Raw genomic sequence first — 24,216 nt, 5'->3', positions numbered from 1 at the left:
CTGCGGCGGGAGGTGCGGCGATGACGGCGCAGACCGGGAGTCCGACGAAGGCGGCGCCCGTTCCCGAGGCCGTGAAGGCGAAGCCGTCCCTGGGGTCGCGGCTGGCGGAGGCCGTGAGCGGTGGCGCGCTGAGGGTCTTCCTGATCGTGGTGGGCCTGTTCTGGCTGGTCCCGACGATCGGCCTGCTGCTGTCGTCGCTTCGCGCGCCGGAGGACATGAGCGCGAGCGGTTGGTGGACCGTCTTCAGCAAGCCCGCGCAGCTCACCTTCGGCAGTTACCGGAACCTGCTGCAGAACGGCGACATCACCGACTCCCTGGTGAACACGGTCCTGATCACCGTGCCGGCGACGGTCCTGGTGGTCCTGGTCGGCTCGCTGGCGGGCTACGCCTTCGCCTGGATGGAGTTCCCCGGCCGGGACTGGTGGTTCCTGGCCGTGGTCGGCCTGCTGGTCGTGCCGGTGCAGGTCGCGCTCATCCCGATCGCCGAACTGTTCGGCAACGTCGGCCTGTTCGGCACGATCTTCGGGGTGATCCTGTTCCACACGGGCTACGGCCTGCCGTTCGCGGTGTTCCTGCTGCGGAACTTCTTCGCGGAGATCCCCCGCGAACTGCTGGAGGCGGCCCGCCTCGACGGCGCCGGTGAACTGCGGCTGTTCGCCCGCGTGGTGATGCCGCTGGGCGGGCCCGCGATCGCGAGCCTGGGCATCTTCCAGTTCCTGTGGGTGTGGAACGACATGCTGGTCGCGCTGGTGTTCACCAAGTCCGGTACGCAGCCGATCACGGTCGCCCTCCAGACGCAGGTACGCCAGTTCGGCAACAACATCGACGTCCTGGCACCCGGGGCGTTCATCTCCATGGTGATCCCGCTGGCCGTGTTCTTCGCCTTCCAGCGGCAGTTCGTCTCGGGCGTGATGGCGGGAGCGGTCAAGTAATCGCACGGTCCGAGCGGTTCGGGGCGGTCCGGCACCGGCCCGCCCCGAACCGCTCGGACCGCCGTCCCCCACATGCCTCAGCGGGCCGTGACCGACTCGCTCCACCGGCCGTTCCCGGGCAGAACGCCCACGTCGGCCCTTGGATGCCCCCTTGCCCAGGTTCAGTGTCACCGTCCCCGCGCACCGGGCCCCGGCGTACCCGCGCGCGTTCCTGGAGGCGTGCCACCGCCGTTGCCGCGCCCTCGGCCTCCGGCCCGCGCTGCGCACCGGGCTGCGGTACGCCCTGGTCCGGTTGGCCCCGCACCGCGCGATCGGGGTGCTGCGGCTGGTGACGGCCCTGTGCCGCCGGGCGGTCGAGCAGGCCGTCAAGCCGCTGCGGGTGCTGCGGGCCGCCGTGCTGCGCGCCCGGTCGCGCACGGCGTGGCCGAGCCGGTCGCCGTCTCCCCGTGCCGTCTGGTGTCGTCGCAGGTCACGACCCCGGGCCGAAGCCCGCTCGCAACCCTGCCGCAACCCGCCGGCCCACAGGCCGTCACCCGGAGCCTTTAAAGACCGTTTGCTCTTTTGGGAGTCCGTATGCACGCAGCGGACCGGATCAACAGAAGAAAGAGCAGAATGCCCCGATTCAGCATCGTCGTCCCGTCGCATGGCGTCGCGGGCCGGCTGTCCCTGGCGCTGGACTCGGTCCTCGCCCAGTCCTTCGGAGACTTCGAGCTGATCGCGGTGTGCGACGGCCCGGCCGCCCCGGCCGCCGGCGTCGCCGCCGACTACGCGGGGCGGGATTCCCGGGTGGTCCTGGTGCACTCGCCCCCGTCCGCGGGCCTCGGCGCGGCGCGCAACGCCGGGACGCGGGCGGCGAGCGGCGCGTATCTGCTGTTCCTCGACGGCGACGACACCCTGGTGCCGGGCGCGCTGTCCGCGCTGGCCGCCCGCCTGGAGGAGACGGGCGACGTCGACGTGCTCTACTTCGAGCACGAGCGGACTCCCTGGTGGAACGGCGAGCCGGCCACCACGGCCGGGCCGCCGCCGGTCACCGTCCGCGCGCCCGTCTTCTCCCCCGCCGAGGCCCCGCACCTGACCGGCGTTCCGCTGCCCGCGTGGAGCGCGGTCTACCGCCGCTCCTTCGTGACCGGGCACGGTCTGGCCTTCCCCGACGGGCACCGCACCGACGTCGGCTGGGGCGGCCTGGTCGCCGTCGCGGCCGAGCGCGTCGCGGTGCTGCGGCGGGTCGTCGTACGGCATCTGCTGCGTCGGCAGGGCAGCCGGCTGGATCTCCCGGGCGAGCACCAGTTCGACCTCCTCGACCAGACCGAGCGGGTGCTCGTCCGGGCCGTCGCCGAGGGACTGCCCAAGGAACGGTTCGCGCCGCTGTTCGAGCAGCTCTTCGACGCGGTGCTGACGGTGGCCGCGCATCCGGAACAGGTGCCCGCTCACCGGCGCCGCTCGTTCTTCCGCCGCGCCCACCGCCTGTACCGCCGCCACCGCCCGGCCGGCCACCGCGCCCCACGCGGCCGGTCCGGCGTGCCGCACCGGCTGCTGGCGGCCGGGGCGTACACGGCGTTCCGCGCGCGCTGCGCCACCTCCCGGGCGGCGGTGGCGGCCGGCCGTCGCCTGCCGCGCGGCGGCAGGCTGCGCGCCCACCTCGCCTACCGCGGGCACCTGCACCGCCCGCTCGACGAGAACCTCGTCGTGTACTGCGCCTACTGGGGCCGGGGTTACGCGTGCAGCCCGGCCGCCCTGCACGCCAAGGCCCGCGAACTCGCCCCGCACCTGCGCGGTGTGTTCCTGGTGGAGCCCGGCCAGGAACACACCGTTCCGGAGGGCGTCGACCACGCGGTGATCGGCAGCCGCCGGTACTGGAAGGTGCTGGCCCGCGCCAAGTACCTGGTGAACAACGCAAACTTCGCCAACGCCGTCGTCAAACGCCCCGGCAGCGTGCACCTCCAGACCCAGCACGGCACCCCGCTGAAGACGATGGGCTGCGACCAGTCGACGTACCCGGTGGTCGCGGCGCAGTCCGGCAGCTTCACCAAACTGCTGCGCCGCGTGGACCGCTGGGACTACAACCTCTCCTCCAACCGCCATTCCACCGAGATGTGGGAACGGGCCTTCCCCGGCTCCTACGAGCCCCTGGAGTACGGCTATCCGCGCAACGACGTCTACTGCGCGGCCCGCGCCGAGGACGTGGCCCGCGTCCGCCGCGAGCTGGGCGTCCCGGAGGGGAAGACGGCCGTCCTGTACGCGCCCACCCACCGCGACCACCACACCGGCTTCGAGCCCGGCCCGGACCTGGAGGCCTTCTGCGCGGCGGCCGGCGAGGACGTCGTCGTCCTGCTGCGCGCCCACTACTTCTACGACCGGGGCGGACCGCGGAGCGGCGGCCGGATCATCGACGTCACCGCGCACCGCTCCTCGGAGGACGTGTGCCTGGCCGCCGACGCGCTGATCACCGACTACTCGTCGATCATGTTCGACTACGCCAACCTGGACCGCCCGATCGTCGTGTACGCCGACGACTGGGAGGTCTACCGGGAGACCCGCGGCGTCTGCTTCGACCTCATGGACACGCCGCCCGGCCCGGTCGTCCGCACACCGGAGGAGCTGGCGGCGGTCTTCCGCGACGGCTCGTACGCGGGCCCGGAGTCGGCGGCGCTGCGGGCCCGGTTCCGGGAGCGGTTCTGCCAGTTCGACGACGGGCGGGCCGCCGAGCGAGTCGTCCGCCGGGTGTTCCTCGGCCAGCCGCCCGAAGCGCTACCGCCCGTGATCCCGCTCGCCGAGCGCGTCCCGGCCCCCGCCGCCACCCACTAAGGAGCTGACGCAGCAGTGCCCCGCTTCAGCATCATCGTCCCCTGCTTCAAGGTGCAGGGATTCCTGCGCGAATGCCTGGACTCGGTTCTGACACAGTCCTTCGGCGACGTCGAGGTGATCGCCGTCGACGACTGCTCCCCGGACGGCAGCGGCACCATCCTCGACGAGTACGCCGCCCGCGACCCGCGCGTACGGGTGCTGCACCTGCCGGAGAACGTCGGTCTCGGCCGCGCCCGCAACGCCGGAATGCCGCTCGCCACCGGCGACTTCCTGTTCTTCCTCGACAGCGACGACACCCTCACCCCGGGCGCGCTGCGGGCCATCGCCGACCGGCTGGAGGAGACCGGCGACCCGGACGTGCTGGTCTTCGACTACGCCCGCACCTACTGGTGGGGCGGGACCCGGCGCAACGTGCTGGCCGCGGTGCTGGCCGAGGCCGGTCCCGGCACCTTCACGGCCGCCGAACAGCCGCGGATCCTGGACCTGTTGATGGTGGTCTGGAACAAGGTCTACCGGCGCGACTTCGTCGAGGAGCACGGCTTCGCCTTCCCGCCCGGCTACTACGAGGACACGCCCTGGACGTTCCCGGTCCTGCTCACCGCCCGGCGGATCGCCACGCTCGACCGGATCTGCCTGTACTACCGCCAGCGCCGGCAGGGCAACATCCTGTCCACCACCAGCCGCAAGCACTTCGACATCCACGACCAGTACGAGCGGGTCTTCACCTTCCTCGGCTCCCGCCCGGAGCTGGCGAGTTGGCGTCCCTATCTGCACCGGAAGATGGGCGAGCACTGCCTGGACATCCTCGCCAAGCCGGACCGGCTGCCGCCGTCGGACAAGGCCGAGTTCTTCCGCCGTACGGCGCGGATGTTCCGCGCCCACCGGCCCCCGGAAGCGGACACGACCGGTGAGGTCCGGGTACTGGAGGGCGGCTGGGCCGCCTACCGGGCCGGGCGGCAGGCCGGGCGCGCCCGCCGGGAGCTCGGGCGCCGGACGCTGCGGGTCCGCAGGGCGGCGGCCGGACGGGTGAAGGGCGGCTGGGCCGCGCTGCACACCCGCCGGGCACTGGACCAGGACCTCGTCCTGTACTCGGCGTTCTCACACCGGGGCGTGCTCGGCGACCCGGCGGCCGTCCACCGCAAGGCGCGGGAGATCGCGCCGCATCTGCGCGGGGTGTGGGTGGTCCGCGACAGGGAGCAGGCCGCGCTGCTGCCGCCGGACGTGGAGTACGTCCTGCCCGGCACGCTGCGCCACCGGCAGCTCGCCGCCCGCGCCGCGTTCTTCGTCAACAACGCGAACTGGCCCGCGGCCCTGGCCAAGCGGCCCGGCAGCACACACATCCACACCCATCAGGGCACCCCGCTGAAGTTCATGGCGGCCGATCTGCTGGGCAAGCCCGGCGCCCGGCAGGGCGTCGACGTGCCGGGCCTGCTGTCGCGCGCCGACCGCTGGGACTACAGCCTGGTCGCCAACCGCCACTCCGAGCTGGTGTGGGAGCGCGCCTACCCCTGCCGGTTCACCTCCGCGCGCACCGGCAGCCCGCGCAACGACGTGCTCGTCACCGCGCGTGCGGACGACGGCGCCGCCCTCCGCGACCGGCTCGGCGTCCCGCCGGAACACACGCTGGTGCTGTACGCGCCGACCCGCCGGGACTACCGGCGTGGCGGCCACGTCGAGCGCTTCGACCCGGCCCGGTTCGCCGCGGACCTCGGCGAGGGCCACACCCTCGTCGTACGTCTGCACCCCTCGCTGGCCATCGGACCGGCGCGCGGCATGGGACTGGCCGAGCTGCACCGGCGCGGAGTGCTCGTCGACGCGACCGACGAGCCGCACGTGGAGGAGCTCATGCTCGCCTCCGACGTACTGGTCACCGACTACTCGGCCCTCATGTTCGACTACGCCAACCTGGACCGCCCGATCGTGGTGCACGCCGACGACTGGGGCGCGTACACCGCGAGCCGGGGCGCCTACTTCGACATCACCGCCGAGCCGCCGGGCCATGTCTCGCGTTCCTACGAGGAGTTGGCATGGCTGTTCACCTCCGGCGGCTGGCGGGACGCCGAGTCGGCGCGGCTGCGGACCGGCTTCCGGGAGCGCTTCTGCGAGTTCGACGACGGCTGGGCGGCCGAGCGGGTGGTACGGACCCTGATCCTCGGCGACGGGGAGTGGACACCGGATCCGACGGCGGCGCCCGCGTCCTCCGCAGCGGTCGCCCACCTGCCCGCCCAGGCCTCCGGCCGCGATCTGCTGGCGCCCTCGTGAGGCGGCCCCGCTGGAAGTCGCGCGCACGACGCCCGAGCACGTGGGTGCTGGTCCTGGCCGCCCTCTTCGCGCTGCTCCAGCTCGGCACCGTCACCGGCCGGGACACCCCCGACACGAAGAACTACCTGTCGTACGCGCTGAGTCTGCGCGGTGCGGACAAACGGGAGGCGGCGGCCGTCACGATCGACTACGTGTGCGCCGGGAAGGCGGCCCGGGCGAGCCGCGCGCAGAGCGTGGACGTGCTGCGCTTCCGCGAGCCGAGCCCGGCGGCCCGGGTGGCGGGCGCGTGCCGGGCCAAGCTGTGGCGCGAGGTGGAGGCACGGCTGCGGGCCGGGCAGACCGGCGGGCACACCCTGCCGTTCATGCCGGAGCGCTTCATGCGGATCTTCGAGGCGCGGCCGGGCTACCCGGTGTTCCTGATCCCCTTCATCACGGTGTTCGGCGTGACCTGGGGGGTGTGGGCGGCGGGCGTCGTCGTGACGGCGGCGGGCGGCGTCCTCGTCTTCCTGGTGCTGCGCGGCCGCCGGGTGCCCGTGCCCCTGGCGCTGACCGGCCAGGTCCTCTACTACGTGCTGCCGTGCGGCACGACGGCCATGCGGCCGATGGCCGAGGGCCTGATGCTGGCGCTGACCCTGGCGGCGCTGTGGGGCTGCTCGCTGGCACTGGACGGGCGCGCGCGGGCCGGCACCACCCTGGTCGCGGGTGCGCTGCTCGCGCTGTTCACGGTCAAGCACTCCCAGGCACTGTTCCTCGGGCTGAGCCTGGCCGCCGCGGGCGCGGCCGTCGCCGTACGACGGTGGACGCGGCGGCGCCCGGCGGGGCGGGGTGTCCTGGCGGTCACGGCGGTGGCCTGCGGCGCCGCCGTCGGCACGGTGCTCCTGGCACGGGCGCTGCGCTACCCGACCGGGAGCGACAGCCTTCAGGACCTGCTCACCGGCCACTACGCCCTGCCCGACCGCGAGCGTCCATGGCCGGAGCTGCTGCGGCTGGAGGGCGAGTTCTGGCTGGAGTGGCTGCGCCGGCAGCTGTGGCAGCCGCTGTTCGCCGCCCTGCTCGCCGCCGGCGCGTGGGGCGCGCTGCGGCGGCGGGGGGCGTTCGGCCTCTTCGTGGTGGCGACGGCGTTCACCGGGTTCCTCACGCAGGCGGCGCATCCCGACATCACCGTGTGGGGCGAACGGCTGATCGTGCTGGCCTGGCTGCTGCCGGTGGTGGGCGTACCGCTGCTGCTGGAGCGCGTGGTGCCCCGGCCGGCGGCGGACGTCCCGGGTCCGCGTACCCACAGCCGGCCGGACGAGTGGAGCCCGGTCACTCGATGAAGGGCGACGACATGATGCGGCTGACCGGGCAGAGCGCGGCCCCGCGCGGACCCGCGGCCCGGGTGCAGCGACCGCTTTGGTCCACTTGGCAGGCTCTTACCAACGACTGGACGCGTATCAGCACATATACGGCTTTCACGCGGATTACGATCCGCCGTGATGAGCGCCTTCCAGAGCGTGACGCGTCTTCTCACGCGTCCGTCGACGAGACACAGCCTCCTCGCCCTGACGGCCGCCTGGCTCCTCACGCGCGCCCTGATGCTGTGGCTGCTCGCCCACAACGGACTGCCCCGGCTGGGCCGGGGCTCGGTGGCGCGCGAGGTGTGGAAGCTGTACCAGCACTGGTACGTCCTGCTGTCCCACGGCGCGTTCCCGGCGCACGACACGCTGTGGCAGTACCCGCCGGGCGCCGGACCGGTGCTGCTGTCGCCCGCGCTGCTGCCGGGCCTGACGTACTTCCAGGCCTTCGTGGTGCTCACCGTCGCCGCCGACGCGCTGGTCACGCTGGCACTGGCGCACGCGGGCACCCGCCCCGGCCGCAGCCTGCGCGGGGCCGGCTACTGGACGCTGGGCCTGCCCCTGCTGCTGCACGTCCCGCTGGCCCGCTACGACGTCCAGGCCACCGCCCTGGCCGTGCTCTCCCTGCTGGCGTTCTCGCGCTCCACGCGCGCGTGCGGCGCGCTCGCCGCACTGGGCGCCCTGGTGAAGGTGTGGCCGGCGCTCGCGCTGATCGGCATGCCCCGGGGCCGTGCGACCCGGTCGGCGTGGACATGGGCTGCCGCCACCGGCGCAGTGGCGCTGACCGTCCTCGCCGGCTTGTTCAGGAACCCGCTCGCCTTCGCGCGCCAGCAGGGCGGCCGGGGCGTGCAGATCGAGTCGTTCGGCGGCACCGCGCTCGCGCTGGCCACACACGCCGGCTGGCCGGGCCGGGTGCGCTACCGGTACGGGGCCCTGGAGTTCACCGGACCGTACGTCTCCACCGTCGCGCACCTCTCGCTGGTCCTGTCGGCGAGCGCGTTCGGGCTGCTGCTGCTCTGGCGGATCCGGGCCCGGCGCTGGACGGGGGCGACACCGTACGACGCCGCGCTGAGCGCCGTCCTGCTGTTCACCGTCACCAGCCGGGTGATCAGCCCGCAGTACATGGTCTGGCTGCTCGGCCTCGCGGCGGTGTGCCTGACGTCACCGCTGACCACACAGCGTCCGGTCGCCGCGCTGATCGCGCTGGCGAGCCTGGTCAGCGTGGTCGCATATCCCACCCTCTACCACCAGGTGGTGGCCTGTTCGTGGACAGGTTGTGCACTCATGCTCATGCGCAACGGTCTGCTGGCCGCCGCCGCGCTATTCTCTTTCGCCCGGTTGTGGCGATCGACGAAATTGATGACCCCCGAAGGGGAACCCGGGTCGGACATTCACCGTCTTCCGCACGGGACGCTAAGCCCCTCTTAACGGGAGATTACCGACCACCCCTACTATTTCGGCCCGTGGATTCCATGCATCTGCACCCCGACCAGGCCACCGACGTCAGCGTCGTCGTGATCGGTTACAACGACATCGCCCACATGGCCGACGCCGTGCGCTCGGCCCTCGCGCAGGGTCCCTCCGTCAGCGAGGTCGTCGCCGTCGACGACTGCTCGACCGACGGCACCTTCGAGCTGCTCGACCGCCTGGCCGCGGCCGAACCGAGGGTGCGGGTGATCCGGCGCGAGGAGAACAGCGGCGGCTGCGGCAGCCCGCGCAACACCGGCATCGACGCGGTCACGACGCCGTACGTGATGTTCCTCGACAGCGACGACGTGCTGCCGCCGGGCGCGGTGGACGCGCTGCTCGCCGCCGCCCGGGAGGAGCAGGCCGAGGTCGTGAGCGGCCTGTGCGTGCGCCGTGAGCTGCCCTCCGGGCGGGAAGTGCCGTGGCAGCGGAAGCTCTACAGCACGGGCGCCGTCCTCACGCACCCCGCGAAGCTCCCGCGTCTCGTGCACGACACCCTGTGCGTCAACAAGCTGTACCGCACCGACTTCCTGCGCGAGCACGCGATCCGCTTCCCGGAAGGCCACTTCCCGTACGAGGACTTCGTGTTCACCGCGCGTGTACTGGCCGCCGACCCACGCGTGGCCCTCATCCCGGACCAGGTGTACGTGTGGAACGTGCGCCGGTCCGCCGGGCAGCTGTCGATCTCTCTGGACCGCGCGAACATCGAGAACTGGCGGGCGCGCACCGAGGCGAGCCGGTCGGCGTACGACATCCTGCTGAGCGCCGGGCAGAAGGAGCTCGCGCGGGCGGCGCGCGCCAAGTTCCTCGACCACGAGCTGCGCATGTACGCGCGTGAGCTGGGCCTGCGCGACGCCGGGTACCGGTGCGCCTGGTGGGAGCACACGCGGCAGTACCTCGGCGAGTACGACGCGGCCGACTGGGCCGTCAACCCGACGACCGCCGGGCACCTCCTCGGACGGGTGATTCTCGCGTCGCCCGAGCCGCGCGACCTGCCGCGCCTGAAGGAGCTCGCCGCGCGCCCGGCCCGGCTGTGCCCGCCCTACGCCCGTGACAAGGACGGCAGCCCCGTCTGGGCGGACGACCTTCCGCAGATCAGCCTGGAGCCCTACCTGGTCCGGCCGGTCCACGTCCTGCCCCTGGCCGTGGACGCGGAAGTGCGTCCCCACGCGGGGACGAGCCTGCTGCGGCTGCGCCTGCACGACCTGTACGGCAGGGTGACGTCCGCCGGGCCCGAGGCCCTGGAGGTGGAGTGGCTGCACCGTGAGGCGGGGCGCACGGTCCGGGGCGCCACCGTCCCGCTCACGCCGGCCGCGGACGGCACCTGGTCGGCCGAGACGGGCGTGGACCTCGCGGGGCTGGGAGCCGGCACCTGGGACCTGCGGCTGCGGGTGTGCTTCGCCGACGGCACGAGCCGCAAGGTGACGGCGCACGCGCGCGCGGGCGCCGGTCTGCTGCGCCGCCGCGTCGTACCGAGCGTGCGCTACGGCGTTCTGCTGGTCCAGCCGTACGCCACGCACTCCGGTGCGCTGGCCGTGCGGCTGGCGGCGGGACTGCGCGGGGTGACGTCCGTCCTCCAGGGCAGACTGCACCGGCTGCTCCACCGGGCCGCGCCAGTGAGCGCGCCACGACCCGCATCCATACGACGACCTGGGCCAACTGACGAGGAGACGCCCGCATGACCTGGCTGATCACCGGCGGCGCCGGCTACATCGGAGCGCACGTCGTCCACGCGATGACCGAGGCGGGCGAGCGTGCGGTGGTGTACGACGACCTGTCCACCGGCATCGCCGAGCGTGTCCCGCGGGACGTCCCACTGGTGGAGGGCTCCACGCTGGACGGCGACCGTCTGGCGCGTGCACTCGCCGAGCACGAGGTCACCGGTGTCGTCCACCTGGCGGCGAAGAAGCAGGTGGGCGAGTCGGTGGAGCGGCCCCTGCACTACTACCGGGAGAACGTCGAGGGCCTGCGGGTCCTGCTGGAGGCGGTGACGGCGGCCGGGGTCGGTTCGTTCGTGTTCTCCTCCTCGGCGGCCGTGTACGGCATGCCGTATCCCGCGCGGAACGACGCCCTGGTCACGGAGGAGACGCCGTGCGCGCCGATGTCTCCGTACGGCGAGACGAAGCTGGCCGGCGAGTGGCTGGTGCGCGCGACCGGCCGGGCGACGGGGCTGTCCACGGCGTCCCTGCGGTACTTCAACGTGGCGGGCGCGGCGAGTCCGCGCCTCGCGGACGTCGGCGTCTTCAACCTGGTCCCGATGGTCTTCGAACGACTGACCGAGAACATGCCCCCGCGCATCTTCGGGGACGACTACCCCACGCCGGACGGCACCTGCATCCGCGACTACATCCACGTGGCCGACCTCGCGGAGGCCCACGTGGCCGCGGCTCGCGCCCTGCGCTCCTCCCCCGGCCTCGACCTCACGCTGAACATCGGCCGCGGGGAGGGGGTCTCGGTGCGCGAGATGATCGACACGATCAACGCCGTCACCGGCTACAACAGCCCCCCGACGGTCACCCCGCGCCGCCCCGGCGACCCCGCCCGCGTCGTCGCCTCCGCCGACCGCATCGCCACGGAACTCGGCTGGAAGGCCCGACGCGGCCTCCACGACATGATCACCTCAGCCTGGCAGGGCTGGCTCCACCACCACCCGGAAGCAGCCCGCATCTGACCCCACCGCCTGCCGTCACCGGGCCGCTCCCGCGACCCGGTGGCGCCGTCACACGCGGACACGGGCCGCCACACGCCCACCACCGGTGTGCGGGCTGTCCTGATCCAACCGCCGCAGGCCCCGTCCCGCCCGGCCCGCGGGGGCTGGTTGATTCGGTCCGGGCGGGGTGTCCCGTCCGGACGCCGCGGATCCCGTTCCCGCCCGGCCCGTGAGGGTGCTGCGACGACCCACCCGGGCCCGCACGAGGACCCCTTGGTCAGAGCGCCTTGATCGCCTCGGCCGTGCCCCGGGCGAGGGCGTCCAGGTAGCCCTTGGGGAGTTTCGGTGTGCGGATGACGACCGCACGCCAGTACAGCGGGCCCGAGATCAGGTCGAGGGCCAGGTCCCGGTCCAGACCGGGGCGGATCTCGTCGCGGCGCTCGGCCGCCGCCAGGATGCTGCTGGCCACGCTCTCCTGACCGTCGCGCAGGGCCTTCTGCATGGCCTCGGCGATGTCCGGGTTGCGGGCCGCCTCCGCCTGGAGGTCGGGGATGACCTGCGAGGCGATGGGGTGGCGCAGGGCACGCGAGGTCACCTCGTACAGCAGCCGCAGGTCGCTCTCCAGGGAGCCGGTGTCCGGCGCGGGCAGGCCCTGCACGGCGAGCGCCGAGACGATGTCCAGCACCAGGTGCAGCTTGGAGCGCCACCGGCGGTAGACGGCCGTCTTGCCGACACCCGCGCGCCGCGCGATCCCCTCGATGGACATCCGCGCGTAGCCGACGGACGCCAGTTCCTCGAAGACCGCCGCCCGGATCGCCTCCGTCACGTCCTCGCGGAGCACGGCCGCCCCGGCGGGGGCCCGGCGGCGGGGGCGCGTCTGGGGCTGGTCGGCGTTCGTCGTCATGCGGCCAAGCATAGGGCGTTACGACGAAACGGTTGCGTTGCGGCGTCACTTCGCCGTACGCTCACGTTGCGACGATACGGTGCCGTTCCGACGTAAGAAAACGTGAAGAGAACCGTAAGGAAACCGACGGCGGCACGGAGCCGGACGCCGGCACCACCTCCCCCCCGAGCGAAAGCAGCGGATGTGAGCCAGGTCCTCCACACACCGCCCCACACCACGGCCCTGGCCGAGGACGACCTCGCGACGGTCGCCACCCGCCACGGCCTGTCGGTCAGCGGCGCCCGCCCCTCCCTGCCCGAGTACGTCCGGCAACTGTGGGCGCGGCGCCACTTCATCAGCGCCTTCGCCACCGCCAAGCTCACCGCCCAGTACAGCCAGGCGAAGCTCGGCCAGGTCTGGCAGGTCGCCACCCCGCTGCTGAACGCGGCGGTGTACTACTTCATCTTCGGCATCCTCATGGGCACCAGCCGTGGCGTTGCGGACTACATCCCGTTCCTGGTGACGGGCGTGTTCATCTGGACGTTCACACAGAACTCGATCATGGCGGGCACCCGGGCGATCTCCGGCAACCTCGGTCTGGTGCGGGCCCTGCACTTCCCGCGGGCCGCGCTGCCGGTCTCCTTCGCGCTTCAGCAGCTCCAGCAGCTGCTGTTCTCGATGGTCGCCCTCCTGGCGATCCTGCTCTGCTTCGGCATGACGCCCACCATGTCGTGGGTCCTGGCCGTCCCGGTGCTGCTGCTCCAGTTCGTGTTCAACGCCGGCGTCTCCATGATCATGGCCCGGATGGGCGCCAGGACGCCGGACATCGCCCAGCTGATGCCGTTCCTCCTGCGCACCTGGATGTACGTCTCCGGTGTGATGTGGAGCATCGACACGACACTGAACCGCAGCCACATGCCACACGTGCTGAAGGTGCTGCTGCAGTCCAATCCCGCCGCCGTCTACATCGACCTGATGCGCTTCGCGCTGATCGACAGCTTCAAGGCGCACCAGCTCCCCCACCATGTGTGGGCGTACGCGCTGGGCTGGGCCCTGCTCGCCGGGGTCGGCGGCTTCATCTACTTCTGGAAGGCTGAGGAGACGTACGGCCGTGGCTGAGCTGAAAACCGACAAGATCCCCACCGTCGTGGTCGACGGGGTCGACATCGTCTACCGGGTCAACGGCACCGGTTCCGGCCGCGGTTCGGCGACCGCCGCCCTCAACCGGATCCTGCGCCGCGAGAAGGCTGAGAAGGCGGCCGGCGTACGCCGGGTGCACGCGGTCAAGAAGGTCTCGTTCGTCGCCTACAAGGGCGAGGCCATCGGCCTGATCGGCACCAACGGCTCCGGCAAGTCCACGCTGCTCAAGGCGGTCGCCGGACTCCTGCCTGTGGAGAACGGCAGGATCTACACCGACGGCCAGCCCTCCCTGCTCGGCGTGAACGCGGCGCTGATGAACGACCTGACCGGCGAGCGCAACGTCCTCCTCGGCGGACTGGCCATGGGCATGTCCCGCGAGGAGGTCAAGGAGCGCTACCAGGACATCGTCGACTTCTCCGGCATCAACGAGAAGGGCGACTTCATCAGCCTCCCGATGCGCACGTACTCCTCCGGCATGGCCGCCCGGCTGCGCTTCTCCATCGCCGCCGCCAAGGACCACGACGTGCTGCTGATCGACGAGGCACTGGCCACGGGCGACCGCTCCTTCCAGCGGCGCTCGGAGAAGCGGATCCGCGAACTGCGCGCGCAGGCCGGCACGGTGTTCCTGGTCAGCCACAGCAACGCCTCCATCCGCGACACCTGCGAGCGCGTCCTGTGGCTGGAACGCGGCGAACTGCGCATGGACGGCCCCACCGAGGAGGTCCTCGAGGCCTACGAGGCCTTCACGGGCGGCTCCGACAAGAAGAAGGCCAAGCGATAGCCCGACGCCGTCCCGCGCCCGGCGGGCCGGTCAGGGAGTGACCGCGTAGAGGACCTGGCCGCCCGGGCCGTGGGTCACCACGCGCAGTTCGGGGTCGTGGCGCGGTCTGCTTCCGTCCACGACCCAGCGCACGTCATAGGTGCGCAGGATGTCCCTGCGTACGGCCTCCGGTGTGCGGAGCGTGTAGTAGCGCCGCACCGCCCACTCGCGCCGGGACTCGTCCGGCAGGAAGAAGTCCGGGTAACCGGGGGCGACCGTGTAGGGGCCGTAGGCCGGGATCAGCCGGGAGGGCAGGTCCCGGGCCATGACCACGTCCCCGTACTTCACATACGGCGTGATCCAGTAGTACCCGGTCCAGGTCGGGGTGTAGCCGGCCGCGAGCACGTCCGGCAGCGCCTCGCGCCCGACGGCGTACCCGAGCACGCCGGCCTGGGTCCACGCGCCCAGGGCCAGCGCGCCGCCCAGCGCCCACGCCCAGCGGGTCCGCACGGCCCGCCGGCCGCCCTGCACCACCTCCAGCGCGGCGGCGATCTGGGCCGGGACGAGGGCGGCGGGCAGCGTCCGGCCCCAGGCGTAGTGACCCGTGGCGAACCCCGTCGCGCACATCAGCGCGCCCAGCAGGAAGAAGGTCACCAGCGGGTCCCGCCGGTCGCGCCGCCACCGCACGACCAGCGCGGCCACTCCGAGCAGGGCCAGCCAGTAGCGGCCGAGGAAGTGCGTGTAGAGCGCCCGGTGCACCTCCTCCAGATCGCTTCCGGCCGAGAACAGGGCGAAGAAGTCGTAGTACGGCCACAGCCACAGCACCAGCAGCCCCAGGGCCGCCCCGGCGCCGAGCCGCGGCCACAGGGCACGCGGGGGCCGGGCCGTGAGCACCGCGGCGAGACCGCCGAGCGTGGCGACGAACCCGGTGAACTGATGGCACAGCAGGATCAGTGCCCACAGCGCCCCGAGCCCCAGCCACACCTCCCACCCGGCCGCCGCCCGCAGCGCCCGGGTGAGCCAGGCCCAGTAGTGGAAGGCGAGGCCGAGGGCCAGCACGCTGGGGTACGACACCGTCAGCGCGAGGGAGTTGAGGGAGAGGAAGCCGCTCCAGTTGATGAGTTCCGTACCCCACAGCAGCACCAGGCTCAGTGCGGCCAGTGCGGGCGCGGCCCGGTGCGCGCTCAGCGTTCTGACGTACCGCCAGACGCCTGTCGCCAGCAGCGTGAGCCCGGTGAGCGCGGCGAGCCGCAGCACGACGAACACCGACAGGCCGCCGACCCGGGCGACAGAGCCGAGGAGCAGTATCCACGGCGAGTAGTACGGGCTCGGGGTACCGGCGTCGACGAGCGGGTTGCCGGGGTGGAGCAGGCTGTGGCGCAGCCGCTGGATGGTCGCCGCGTGCATGCCCAGGTCACCGGCCCAGGGCAGCCGGACGATCACCAGAAGCAGCAGGGCGGCGAGGAGCGCGGCGGCCGCGCGGGGCGCGTAGGCCGCTCCCGAGGAGGTCGGCGGCCGGGCGACGGCCGTGCCCGCTGAGGGTGCCTCAGGCGGCGAGGAGCGCATCGCGCCGGAAGAGCCAGGTGCGACTACCGAGGGTGTTCACGCGGCAACTTTATACGAATGATCCCGTTTAGCAGGAACGGGTAATTTCGGCGTGCGGCGTTTCCTGGACGACGGCAAGAAGACGGCGCGAACGGCATGAGGACGCCCCGGACCGGAAAGGTCCGGGGCGCCCTCGGGTACGGGTCGGCCTCCCGCCCGTTACGAGTGCGTGCGCAGCAGCGTGCGCATCGTCCGCATCGCCACCGACAGGTTGGCCAGGTCGAACGCGTCCGAGCTGCGGATCTCCTCGAGCGTGGCACGCGCCCGGGCCAGGATCGCCCCGTTCTTCTGCTCCCACACCTTGAAGCGCTGCTCCGGCGTGGCACTGCCGTTGCCCGCGGCCAACACGTCCGCGGTCAGCGCCGAGTGCGCCGCGTACAGGTCCTCGCGGATCGCCGCACGGGCCATGGACTGCCACCGGTCGGCGCGCGGCAGCTCGATGATGCGGTCCATCAGCTGGGTGATGTGGAGGCGGTCGGCGAGGTCGTAGTACACCTCGGCGACGTCCATCGGGTCCTTGCCCATACGGTCGGCCACCGAGACGATGTCGAGCGCCGGGAAGGCGGAGGAGAACCCGGCCACGCGGGTGGCCAGCTCGTCCGGGACGCCGGCGCCGGACAGCTCGTCGTAGACCTGCTGGTACCACTCCAGGTCCGCGCCCTTGAGCAGCTTGGGCAGCTCCGCCCACACCTGCCCGACCCGCTCGGAGAAGAACGCGATGGTCTCGGCGAGCTCCAGCGGCTGCGGCCGGTTGTTCAGCAGCCAGCGCGTGCCGCGCTCGACCAGGCGGCGCGAGTGCAGGCGGATCCGGGTCTGGACGTCGGCCTCGACCTTGTTGTCCAGCGCCTCGACCGCGTCCCACACCGGAGCCGAGCGGAAGATCGTGCGGGCCACCGTCTGCGCCCTGACGATCTCCTCCAGCGACGCCCCGGTCTCCTCCCGCAGGCGGTGCAGATAGGTCGTACCGCCCGTGTTGACCGTGTCGTTGACCAGGACGGTCGTCGTGATCTCGCGGCGCAGCGGGTGGTTGTCGATCCGCTCGGCGAACTGCTCGCGCAGCGCGGTCGGGAAGTAGGCGTGCAGCAGGGTGTGCAGGTACGGGTCGTCCGGCAGCGAGGTGTGCAGCAGCTCCTCGGCGACCGTGATCTTCGTGTACGCCAGCAGGACGGCCGTCTCCGGACCGGTCAGGCCGTGCCCGGCGGCCAGCCGCTCACGGATCTGCCGGTCGGTGGGCAGGAACTCCAGCGCCCGGTCCAGGTGCCCCTCGCGCACCAGGTGCTTCATGAAGCGCTGCTGGGCGTGGAGCATGTCCTTGGACTGGGCGAGCGCGTTGGCGATCGCCGTGTTCTGCGCGTAGTTGGTGCGCAGCACCAGGGCGCCGACCTCGTCGGTCATCTCGGCGAGCAGCTTGTTGCGCTGCTTGACCGTCATGTCGCCTTCCGCGACCAGCCCGTTGAGCAGGACCTTGATGTTCACCTCGTGGTCGGAGGTGTCCACGCCGGCGCTGTTGTCGATGGCGTCGGTGTTGATCCGGGCGCCCTGCATCGCGCACTCGATCCGGCCGAGCTGGGTGAAGCCCAGGTTGCCGCCCTCGCCGACGACCTGGACCCGCAGGTCGCGGCCGTCGACGCGGATGGCGTCGTTGGCCTTGTCGCCGACGTCGGTGTGGGACTCGGTGGACGCCTTGACGTACGTGCCGATGCCGCCGTTCCACAGCAGGTCCACCGGGGCCTTGAGGATCGCCCGCATCAGGTCGGCCGGGGTCAGCTTGGTGACGCCGGCCTCGATGCCGAGGGCCTCGCGGATGTGCGCGTTGACCGGGATCGACTTGGCCGTACGGGGGAACACCCCGCCGCCGGCCGAGATCAGCTCGGCGTTGTAGTCCGCCCACGAGGAGCGCGGCAGCTCGAACAGGCGGCGGCGCTCGGCGTAGGAGACGGCCGCGTCCGGCTCGGGGTCGATGAAGATGTGCCGGTGGTCGAAGGCGGCGACGAGGCGGATGTGCTCGCTGAGCAGCATGCCGTTGCCGAACACGTCACCGGACATGTCGCCGATGCCGACGACCGTGAAGTCCTGGGTCTGGGTGTCCACGCCCAGCTCCCGGAAGTGCCGCTTGACGGACTCCCAGGCACCGCGGGCGGTGATGCCCATGCCCTTGTGGTCGTAGCCCGCCGAGCCGCCGGAGGCGAAGGCGTCGCCGAGCCAGAAGTCGTACGACTGGGCGACCTCGTTGGCGATGTCCGAGAACCGCGCCGTGCCCTTGTCGGCGGCGACCACCAGGTAGGTGTCCTCGCCGTCGTGCCGCACGACGTCCTGCGGGGGCACGACCTCGCCGGCGACCATGTTGTCGGTGATGTCGAGCAGCGCCGAGATGAAGGTCTTGTAGCTGGCGATGCCCTCCGCCATCCACGCGTCCCGGTCCACGCTCGGGTCGGGCAGCTGCTTGGCGACGAACCCGCCCTTGGCGCCGACCGGCACGATGACGGTGTTCTTCACCATCTGCGCCTTGACCAGGCCGAGGATCTCGGTGCGGAAGTCCTCACGCCGGTCGGACCAGCGCAGACCGCCTCGGGCGACCTTGCCGAAGCGCAGGTGCACGCCCTCCACGCGCGGCGAGTACACCCAGATCTCGTACGCCGGGCGCGGCGCCGGCAGATCCGGGATGGCCCGCGGGTCGAACTTCATGGAGACGTAGTCGTGCGGCCGGCCGCCCTCCCGCGCCTCCTGGAAGAAGTTGGTGCGCAGGGTCGCCTTGATCACGGTGAGGAAGGACCGCAGGATCCGGTCCTCGTCGAGGGAGGCCACCTGGTCCAGGGCCGCGTCGACCTCTTCCAGCAGCGCGTCCACGAGCTCGTGTCCGGCGCGCTGGCGCTCCGGCGACATCCGCGCCTCGAACAGGGAGACCAGCAGCCGGGTGGTGTGGACATTGTTGCGGAGGGTGTCCTCCATGTAGTCCTGGCTGAAGGTCGAGCCGGCCTGGCGCAGGTACTTGGCGTACGCGCGCAGCACCATCGCCTGGCGCCAGGTCAGCCCGGCGCCCAGCACCAGGGCGTTGAACCCGTCGTTCTCCGCCTTGCCCGTCCAGGTGGCGGTGAAGGCGTCCTGGAAGCGCTCACGGGCGTCGTCGCCGAGGTGGTCGCCGGTACCCCCGGACTCCTTCGGCATCCGCAGGCCGAAGTCGTAGACCCACGCCGTCGTACGGTCCGCGCAGCGCAGTTCGTACGGCCGCTCGTCGGTGACCTCGACGCCGAGCCGGCTGAGCACCGGCAGCACGGCGGACAGGGAGACCGAGCCGCCCTTCTGGTAGATCTTGAACCGGCGCTCCTCGGGGGCGGCGCCCACCGGCTCGTACAGGCTCAGCCCGAAGGTCCTGTCCTCGTTCAGCTGCTCGAGGTTGCACAGGTCGGCGACCGCCGCGCGCGGGGTGTGGTCGGCCTTGTAGCCCTCGGGGAAGGCACCCGAGTAACGGCGCAGCAGCTCCGCGGCGCGCTCCTCGCCGAGTTCGGCGGTCAGCGCCTCGGAGAAGGCGTCCGTCCAGGAGCGGGCGGCCTCGACCAGGCGGGCCTCGATGCGCTCCTTGTCGCTGTCGGACAGCTCCGGCAGCTCGGTGCCCTGCGGCACACGGACGACGAAGTGCAGCCGGGAGAGCACCGACTCGGTGTTCCAGGCGGTGAAGTCGACGCTGGTGCCGCCCAGCTCCTCCTTCAGGATGTCGATGATCCGCAGGCGTACGCCGGTGGTGTAGCGGTCGCGCGGGAGGTACACGAGGGCCGAGTAGTAGCGGCCGTACTCGTCCTGGCGCAGGTACAGGCGCAGCCGGCGGCGCTCCTGGAGGTACAGCACGGAGGTGGCGATCGCCTGGAGCTCAGCGACCGGGGTCTGGAAGAGCTCGTCGCGCGGGTAGGTCTCCAGGATCTGGAGCAGATCGCGCCCGTCGTGGCTGTTGGGCGAGAAGCCGGCGCGCTCGAGGACCTCGTCGACCTTGCGGCGGATGACCGGGACCCGGCGCACGGACTCGGTGTAGGCGGCGGACGAGAACAGGCCGAGGAAGCGGCGCTCGCCGACGACCTCGCCCTTGTCGTTGAACTTCTTGACGCCCACGTAGTCCAGGTAGGACGGCCGGTGGACGGTGGCCCGGCTGTTGGCCTTGGTCAGCACCAGCAGCTTGTGCTCGCGCGCCTTGGCGCGGGCGTCGGCGGGCAGCCGCTCGAAGGACGGGCTGACCGGGTGGCTGTCGTCGCCGGCGTGCGGCGGGTCCGCGCGCAGTATGCCCAGCCCGGTACCGGGCACGGCGGCCAGGGAGTCGTCGTCGCGCAGCCGGTACTCGCGGTAGCCGAGGAAGGTGAAGTGGTCTTCGGACAGCCAGCGCAGCAGCTCGCGGGCCTCCTCGACCTCCTGCGCGCGCAGGTCGCCGGGCGCCGGCTCACCGGGCAGGTCCTCGGCGAGGCTGGTCGCCGCCTGGCGCATCTTCTCCCAGTCCTCGACGGCCTCGCGGACGTCGGACAGCACGCGCAGCAGGTCGGCGGTGATCTGCTTCAGGTCGGCGCGGTCGGTCTCGCGGTCGGTCTCGACGTGGATCCAGGACTCGGTGTGCGCGTCGTGCGGCAGCTCCTCGCCGGGCGCCGCGGCGGGCAGCACCTCGATGAGCTTGCCGGTGACGTCACGGCGCACCACGTACTGCGGGTGGATCACCACGTGGATGCCGCGGCCCTGGCGGGTCAGCTCGTTCGTCACGGAGTCCACGAGGAAGGGCATGTCGTCGGTGACGACCTCGACGACGGAGTGGCTGCACGTCCAGCCGTTCTCCTCGACGGTCGGGGTGTGGACCCGGACGTTGGCCGTGCCCTGGGGGCGGTTCTCGGCCAGGCGGTAGTGGGAGTAGGCGGTGCCGAAAACGTCGACCGGGTCACGGCCCGCGAGGTCCTCGGGGGCGGTGTGCAGGTAGAAACGCTGGAGGAACGCGAGCACGGACTCCCGGTCCGGCGTGCCCTCGCCCGTCGACCCGGTCGGGATATGTCCCCCGAGCGGACTGTTCTCAGCTACCCGGGCGGCCCTCTCGAGCAGCTCGGCCTTGGCTTCGTCCAGCTTGGTCTGCATTGTCCTCTGGCTCCTGTCGCGCGCCGTTGCGTGACGTAGAAGGAAGTACGGTCTCTTCCCCTCCGGCGTGACGCCGCGGCCCGGGATGTCCGGTGTGCTTCGACGCTATGCCGGAAAGTGAGATGAGCGGGCGGATATCAGCCTTCTTCGACGCGTCCGACGGGTGTGACGCTGCTCTCGGCAGCGCCTGTACCCGTGGATGACGCGGCGTCCTGGAGGCCGTCGAGGCCCCTTCCCGCCCGCGAGGACCAGCGACCGCCGCCCGGACACGGATGTGGTCCGTGCTCACCGGGCGCACAGCGGAGGCGACGGTGCCCCCGCGAACTATCGCGCTGATCACGCCACAAGGCTATCGCTCCTCACGGGGGGCCCGTCATGAGCCGTATGTGTACAAAACCGGGGGTGGAAGTTTGACGTTCTGCACAGGAGTGGGGACGTCGAAGGCGGCGTATGGCTCCGCCGGGCCCCGCCGTACCGCGTTTCCCGCTCCACGCTTCCCACTCCACGTTCGTCACCCCCGTTTCTTCCTCCCCCCGCGGCTCCCCGCTCTTGTCCCACGCTTCTCGCCGCGTGCCGCTCACTCGGCCAGCCGCTGCGCCTCCGTGACCGCCTCCCGCAGGGTGTCCACGACCGGCACGCCCGCCTCCTCCAGGCTGGCCCGGCTGTGCGAACCGCCGGTGTAGAGCACCGCCCGCGCCCCGACGTGCCGCGCGGCCACCGCGTCGTCCGCCGCGTCGCCGATCACCACCGTGCGCGCGGGGTTCACCATCTCGGACAGCGCGCCCAGGTGCCGCACCATGTGCTCGGCCTTGCTGCCGCCGGAGCGGCCCGTCCGCCCGTCCACCCGGAGGAAGTGCGTCTCGATCCCGAAGCCCCGGACCAGCGGGACGAGGTCCTCGTGCCCGTACATGCTGAGGATCGACTGGCTGTGCCCGGCCGACGTCCATCCGGTGAGCAGCTCCACGGCCCCCTCGGTCAGGGTGCATCTGGTGCGGTGCTCGGAGTAGTACCGGTGGAAGACGCCGTCCATCGTGTCCCACTCGGCCTCGGTGGGCAGCCGGCCCAGCAGCCGCTCGTAGAACTTCGGGACCGGCACGCAGTACAGCGCGCGGTACTGCTCCAGCGTGATCGGCTCCAGGCCCAGCTCGGCGAACGCCGCGTTCGTCGCGCCGATGACCGCGTCGTTGTCGTGGAACAGCGTGCCGTTCCAGTCCCAGACGATGTGCGCCCCTGACTGATTCCCCATACCAGAAAACGTACCCGCCGCCACTGACAATCAGGAGAACGGCAGGTCGCGACCCGTGCTGCGGTCGCGGTCCGGGGGCTTCAGCCGCCGAGCCCGACGAGGTTCGGGATCTCCTGTGTGGCGTACCAGAGCAGCTCGTGGTCCTCGGCCCCGTCCACCACGAACTGGGCGTCGTCGTCCCCCGCGTCCGCCGCTCCCAGGGCCTCCGCCGCGGCGGTCACGTCCGCCTCCGCGTCATCGGAGTCAACGTGCACGGCGGCCGCCTTGGCCAGCCGCACCGGACCGGCCACCCGCACCTCGCCGAGCGCGGCCGGGTCGAGCCCGCGGTCGGGGTCGGCCGTCGCCGCGCCGTCGGGCACGTCCACGGCGACCACCACACGGCGCCTCGGTGCGCCCGGGTCCAGCGCCAGCAGCCGCAGCGAGGCGAGCGCGGCCCGGTTCAGCGCGGCGTACTCCAGCTCCTCGATGTCGTCGGAGAGGTACCACTCGCGCAGGGCGGGCGTCACGGCGTACGCGGTGAGCGCCCCCGTCCCCAGCTCCCCCGCCTTGTGCGCCTCGACGAGGCCCGAGAGGGTCAGGGGGACGTAGACACGCATGGCAGGCCGCTTTCGTGGTCGGAGGGCTCGCCGCCCGGACGGCCTTCAGGATACGTGCGGGAGCCCCCTTTCGAGTCCCGCCCACACCACCCGACCCGTCCACCGCGTGCCCCTCGCCTCACCCGGTCCGCCCCAGTCCCCACACGGCCCACGGTCCTCGCGATCACACGTACAGGTGAACTCGTCCACGGTCCGACGCGCGCCGCGCCTTCCTTGCCGCGGCGCCCTCGGCCCCGTACAAGAGCCCCAGCAGAAAGTTACTGCCCGGTATAAACCGGTGCCCTGGGCGCCGGCGCCGGACAACGACCGAACGGGGACTCATGAACAAGGTCATGACCAGGACCCAGCGCCGCCCGGGCACCCACCCGCCGGGCCGCCGCGACCCCCGCCGCCCCGGCGGCTACCCACCCCGCACCCCAGGCGGAACCCTCCCCCGCACAGCCGACGACAACCCCCCACCCCGCAACAGCTCCACACCCCCGACGGGCCCCCGCGACACCCGCCCTCCAGCCACCCCACTCCGCCCCCGTCCCGCGCGGTCCCGCGGGACGGACACGAGCGCCCCCAGCCCAGCGCCCCGCACCACGGGCGCACCGCGAACAACGGCAGCAACCACCAGAACAGCCGCAGACCGCCCGCTGAGCAAAGCCGCCAGGCCGGCACCAGCCCCCTCGACGGACGCAGCCCACCGGACGGACACGACACACCCGGCCGCCGACCCGGCGCCCACGGCCACTGCGGCAGCGGGCACGACGGGCACAGCCCGCAGGACGGGCACGGCACACCCGGCCGTCAACGCGGCTGCCGGCACGGCAAGGGCAGCCGCCAGAGCGACCCCAGGGCTCCCGGCGGCCGCAGCCCGCAGGTCGGACACGGCACACCCGGGCACCAACCCGGCGCCCACGGCCAGCGCGGCAGCCCGCGCGGCGGGCGCATCCGCCGGGGCTGCCCCAGGCCGCACGGCGGCCGCGGCCGGAGCCCGTCGGGTGGGTGCCCACAGGTCCGAGCCGGGCGGCTACGCGGGCGCGGCCCGCGCCGCGGGCGCGGTGGGGACCGGGGCCGGTGCTCAGGACGCCGTGCGGGCGGTTTCGCTGCCCGTTGCCACCGATCTGTTCGCCGATCGGCTGCTCGCCGTTCTCAGCGGGCAGCGGCCCGTGCACTGGATGCTCCGGCACACCGCGGGCCGGGCCTACGACGAGCTCGCCTGGCTCGCGGAGCGCGGCGCGCTGCGCACCCGCGGCGCCCGCCCCGTCGTGCGCGACATCGGCTACTACGAGCCCCGCCCCGGCGCCGTGGAGGCCTTCGCCCGCATCGGCGCGGGCGACCAGCTGCGCGCGATGGCGTTCCGGCTGGAGCAGGGCCGGGACCGGCGCTGGCGCTGCACGGCGGTGGAACTGGGCGGCCCCCGTATGCCCCGCACGAAGGACGACCTGCCCTGA

General features: G+C 72.3%; 15 protein-coding genes. 10 read left to right on the top strand and 5 right to left on the bottom strand.

Annotation, left to right across the window (positions count from 1 at the left end; genetic code table 11):
• Positions 1–20: 20 nt before the first annotated feature.
• The 7 genes from ACFY3J_RS27385 to galE all read left to right on the top strand — a co-directional run bounded on the left by ACFY3J_RS27385 (position 21) and on the right by galE (position 11,471).
• Positions 21–932, top strand: coding sequence for a carbohydrate ABC transporter permease (locus ACFY3J_RS27385; RefSeq protein WP_384179570.1), 912 nt, complete (start codon positions 21–23; stop codon positions 930–932).
• Between the two features lie 612 nt (positions 933–1,544).
• Complete coding sequence (locus tag ACFY3J_RS27380; RefSeq protein WP_390841932.1) at positions 1,545–3,737, top strand: CDP-glycerol glycerophosphotransferase family protein; 2,193 nt, start codon at positions 1,545–1,547, stop codon at positions 3,735–3,737.
• A 15-nt stretch (positions 3,738–3,752) separates the two neighbouring features.
• Positions 3,753–5,999 (top strand): CDP-glycerol glycerophosphotransferase family protein, encoded by a 2,247-nt coding sequence (locus tag ACFY3J_RS27375; protein WP_384179574.1) that lies wholly within the window; start codon positions 3,753–3,755, stop codon positions 5,997–5,999.
• A complete protein-coding gene (locus tag ACFY3J_RS27370) occupies positions 5,996–7,315 on the top strand; it encodes a hypothetical protein (RefSeq protein ID WP_390841931.1) in 1,320 nt (439 codons plus the stop codon). The genes ACFY3J_RS27375 and ACFY3J_RS27370 overlap by 4 nt, the downstream gene beginning before the upstream one ends.
• Positions 7,316–7,474: 159 nt before the next feature.
• Positions 7,475–8,761, top strand: a complete 1,287-nt coding sequence (locus ACFY3J_RS27365) for a glycosyltransferase 87 family protein (RefSeq protein ID WP_384179578.1) — start codon at positions 7,475–7,477, stop codon at positions 8,759–8,761.
• A 44-nt stretch (positions 8,762–8,805) separates the two neighbouring features.
• Entirely contained in the window at positions 8,806–10,482 is a 1,677-nt protein-coding gene (locus ACFY3J_RS27360; RefSeq protein WP_384179649.1) for a glycosyltransferase, read from the top strand.
• Positions 10,479–11,471, top strand: coding sequence for a UDP-glucose 4-epimerase GalE (gene galE, locus ACFY3J_RS27355; RefSeq protein ID WP_384179580.1), 993 nt, complete (start codon positions 10,479–10,481; stop codon positions 11,469–11,471). Before ACFY3J_RS27360 ends, galE begins: the two co-directional genes overlap by 4 nt.
• A 256-nt stretch (positions 11,472–11,727) precedes the next feature.
• On the opposite strand, the gene ACFY3J_RS27350 is transcribed toward galE, so the two are convergent.
• Positions 11,728–12,366: a TetR/AcrR family transcriptional regulator gene (locus tag ACFY3J_RS27350; RefSeq protein ID WP_390841930.1), complete on the bottom strand. Its 639-nt coding sequence runs from the start codon at positions 12,364–12,366 to the stop codon at positions 11,728–11,730.
• Positions 12,367–12,537: 171 nt separating this feature from the next.
• Here ACFY3J_RS27350 and ACFY3J_RS27345 point away from each other — a divergent pair, with 171 nt between their 5' ends.
• Together ACFY3J_RS27345 and ACFY3J_RS27340 are read left to right on the top strand one after the other, a co-directional pair.
• Positions 12,538–13,452, top strand: a complete 915-nt coding sequence (locus tag ACFY3J_RS27345; RefSeq protein WP_384179582.1) for an ABC transporter permease — start codon at positions 12,538–12,540, stop codon at positions 13,450–13,452.
• Entirely contained in the window at positions 13,427–14,254 is an 828-nt protein-coding gene (locus tag ACFY3J_RS27340; protein WP_384179651.1) for an ABC transporter ATP-binding protein, read from the top strand. The genes ACFY3J_RS27345 and ACFY3J_RS27340 overlap by 26 nt, the downstream gene beginning before the upstream one ends.
• A 30-nt stretch (positions 14,255–14,284) precedes the next feature.
• Here ACFY3J_RS27340 and ACFY3J_RS27335 read toward each other — a convergent pair whose 3' ends face one another.
• The 4 genes from ACFY3J_RS27335 to ACFY3J_RS27320 form a co-directional block, all read right to left on the bottom strand.
• The gene (locus tag ACFY3J_RS27335; RefSeq protein WP_390841929.1) at positions 14,285–15,799 is read right to left on the bottom strand and encodes a hypothetical protein; all 1,515 of its coding nucleotides are present in this window, start codon (positions 15,797–15,799) and stop codon (positions 14,285–14,287) included.
• Positions 15,800–15,997: 198 nt separating this feature from the next.
• Positions 15,998–20,935, bottom strand: coding sequence for an NAD-glutamate dehydrogenase (locus tag ACFY3J_RS27330; protein ID WP_384179587.1), 4,938 nt, complete (start codon positions 20,933–20,935; stop codon positions 15,998–16,000).
• Between the two features lie 577 nt (positions 20,936–21,512).
• Entirely contained in the window at positions 21,513–22,181 is a 669-nt protein-coding gene (locus ACFY3J_RS27325; RefSeq protein ID WP_384179589.1) for an HAD family hydrolase, read from the bottom strand.
• An 80-nt stretch (positions 22,182–22,261) separates the two neighbouring features.
• Complete coding sequence (locus ACFY3J_RS27320; protein WP_384179591.1) at positions 22,262–22,777, bottom strand: DUF6912 family protein; 516 nt, start codon at positions 22,775–22,777, stop codon at positions 22,262–22,264.
• Between the two features lie 986 nt (positions 22,778–23,763).
• Here ACFY3J_RS27320 and ACFY3J_RS27315 point away from each other — a divergent pair.
• The gene (locus tag ACFY3J_RS27315; RefSeq protein ID WP_390841928.1) at positions 23,764–24,216 is read left to right on the top strand and encodes an Rv3235 family protein; all 453 of its coding nucleotides are present in this window, start codon (positions 23,764–23,766) and stop codon (positions 24,214–24,216) included.

The sequence above is a fragment of the Streptomyces sp. NPDC001231 genome, assembly GCF_042896885.1.
Classification (GTDB): domain Bacteria; phylum Actinomycetota; class Actinomycetes; order Streptomycetales; family Streptomycetaceae; genus Streptomyces.
This window is presented reverse-complemented; position numbering and strand designations above follow the sequence as displayed.

Excerpts from the sequence above, each read along its gene's own strand:
- ACFY3J_RS27335 (WP_390841929.1), bottom strand. The coding sequence starts at position 15,799 with ATGCGCTCCTCGCCGCCTGAGGCACCCTCAGCGGGCACGGCCGTCGCC.
- ACFY3J_RS27330 (WP_384179587.1), bottom strand. The coding sequence starts at position 20,935 with ATGCAGACCAAGCTGGACGAAGCCAAGGCCGAGCTGCTCGAGAGGGCC.
- ACFY3J_RS27380 (WP_390841932.1), top strand. The coding sequence starts at position 1,545 with ATGCCCCGATTCAGCATCGTCGTCCCGTCGCATGGCGTCGCGGGCCGG.
- ACFY3J_RS27385 (WP_384179570.1), top strand. The coding sequence starts at position 21 with ATGACGGCGCAGACCGGGAGTCCGACGAAGGCGGCGCCCGTTCCCGAG.
- ACFY3J_RS27325 (WP_384179589.1), bottom strand. The coding sequence starts at position 22,181 with ATGGGGAATCAGTCAGGGGCGCACATCGTCTGGGACTGGAACGGCACG.
- ACFY3J_RS27320 (WP_384179591.1), bottom strand. The coding sequence starts at position 22,777 with ATGCGTGTCTACGTCCCCCTGACCCTCTCGGGCCTCGTCGAGGCGCAC.
- galE (WP_384179580.1), top strand. The coding sequence starts at position 10,479 with ATGACCTGGCTGATCACCGGCGGCGCCGGCTACATCGGAGCGCACGTC.
- ACFY3J_RS27350 (WP_390841930.1), bottom strand. The coding sequence starts at position 12,366 with ATGCTTGGCCGCATGACGACGAACGCCGACCAGCCCCAGACGCGCCCC.
- ACFY3J_RS27365 (WP_384179578.1), top strand. The coding sequence starts at position 7,475 with ATGAGCGCCTTCCAGAGCGTGACGCGTCTTCTCACGCGTCCGTCGACG.
- ACFY3J_RS27360 (WP_384179649.1), top strand. The coding sequence starts at position 8,806 with ATGCATCTGCACCCCGACCAGGCCACCGACGTCAGCGTCGTCGTGATC.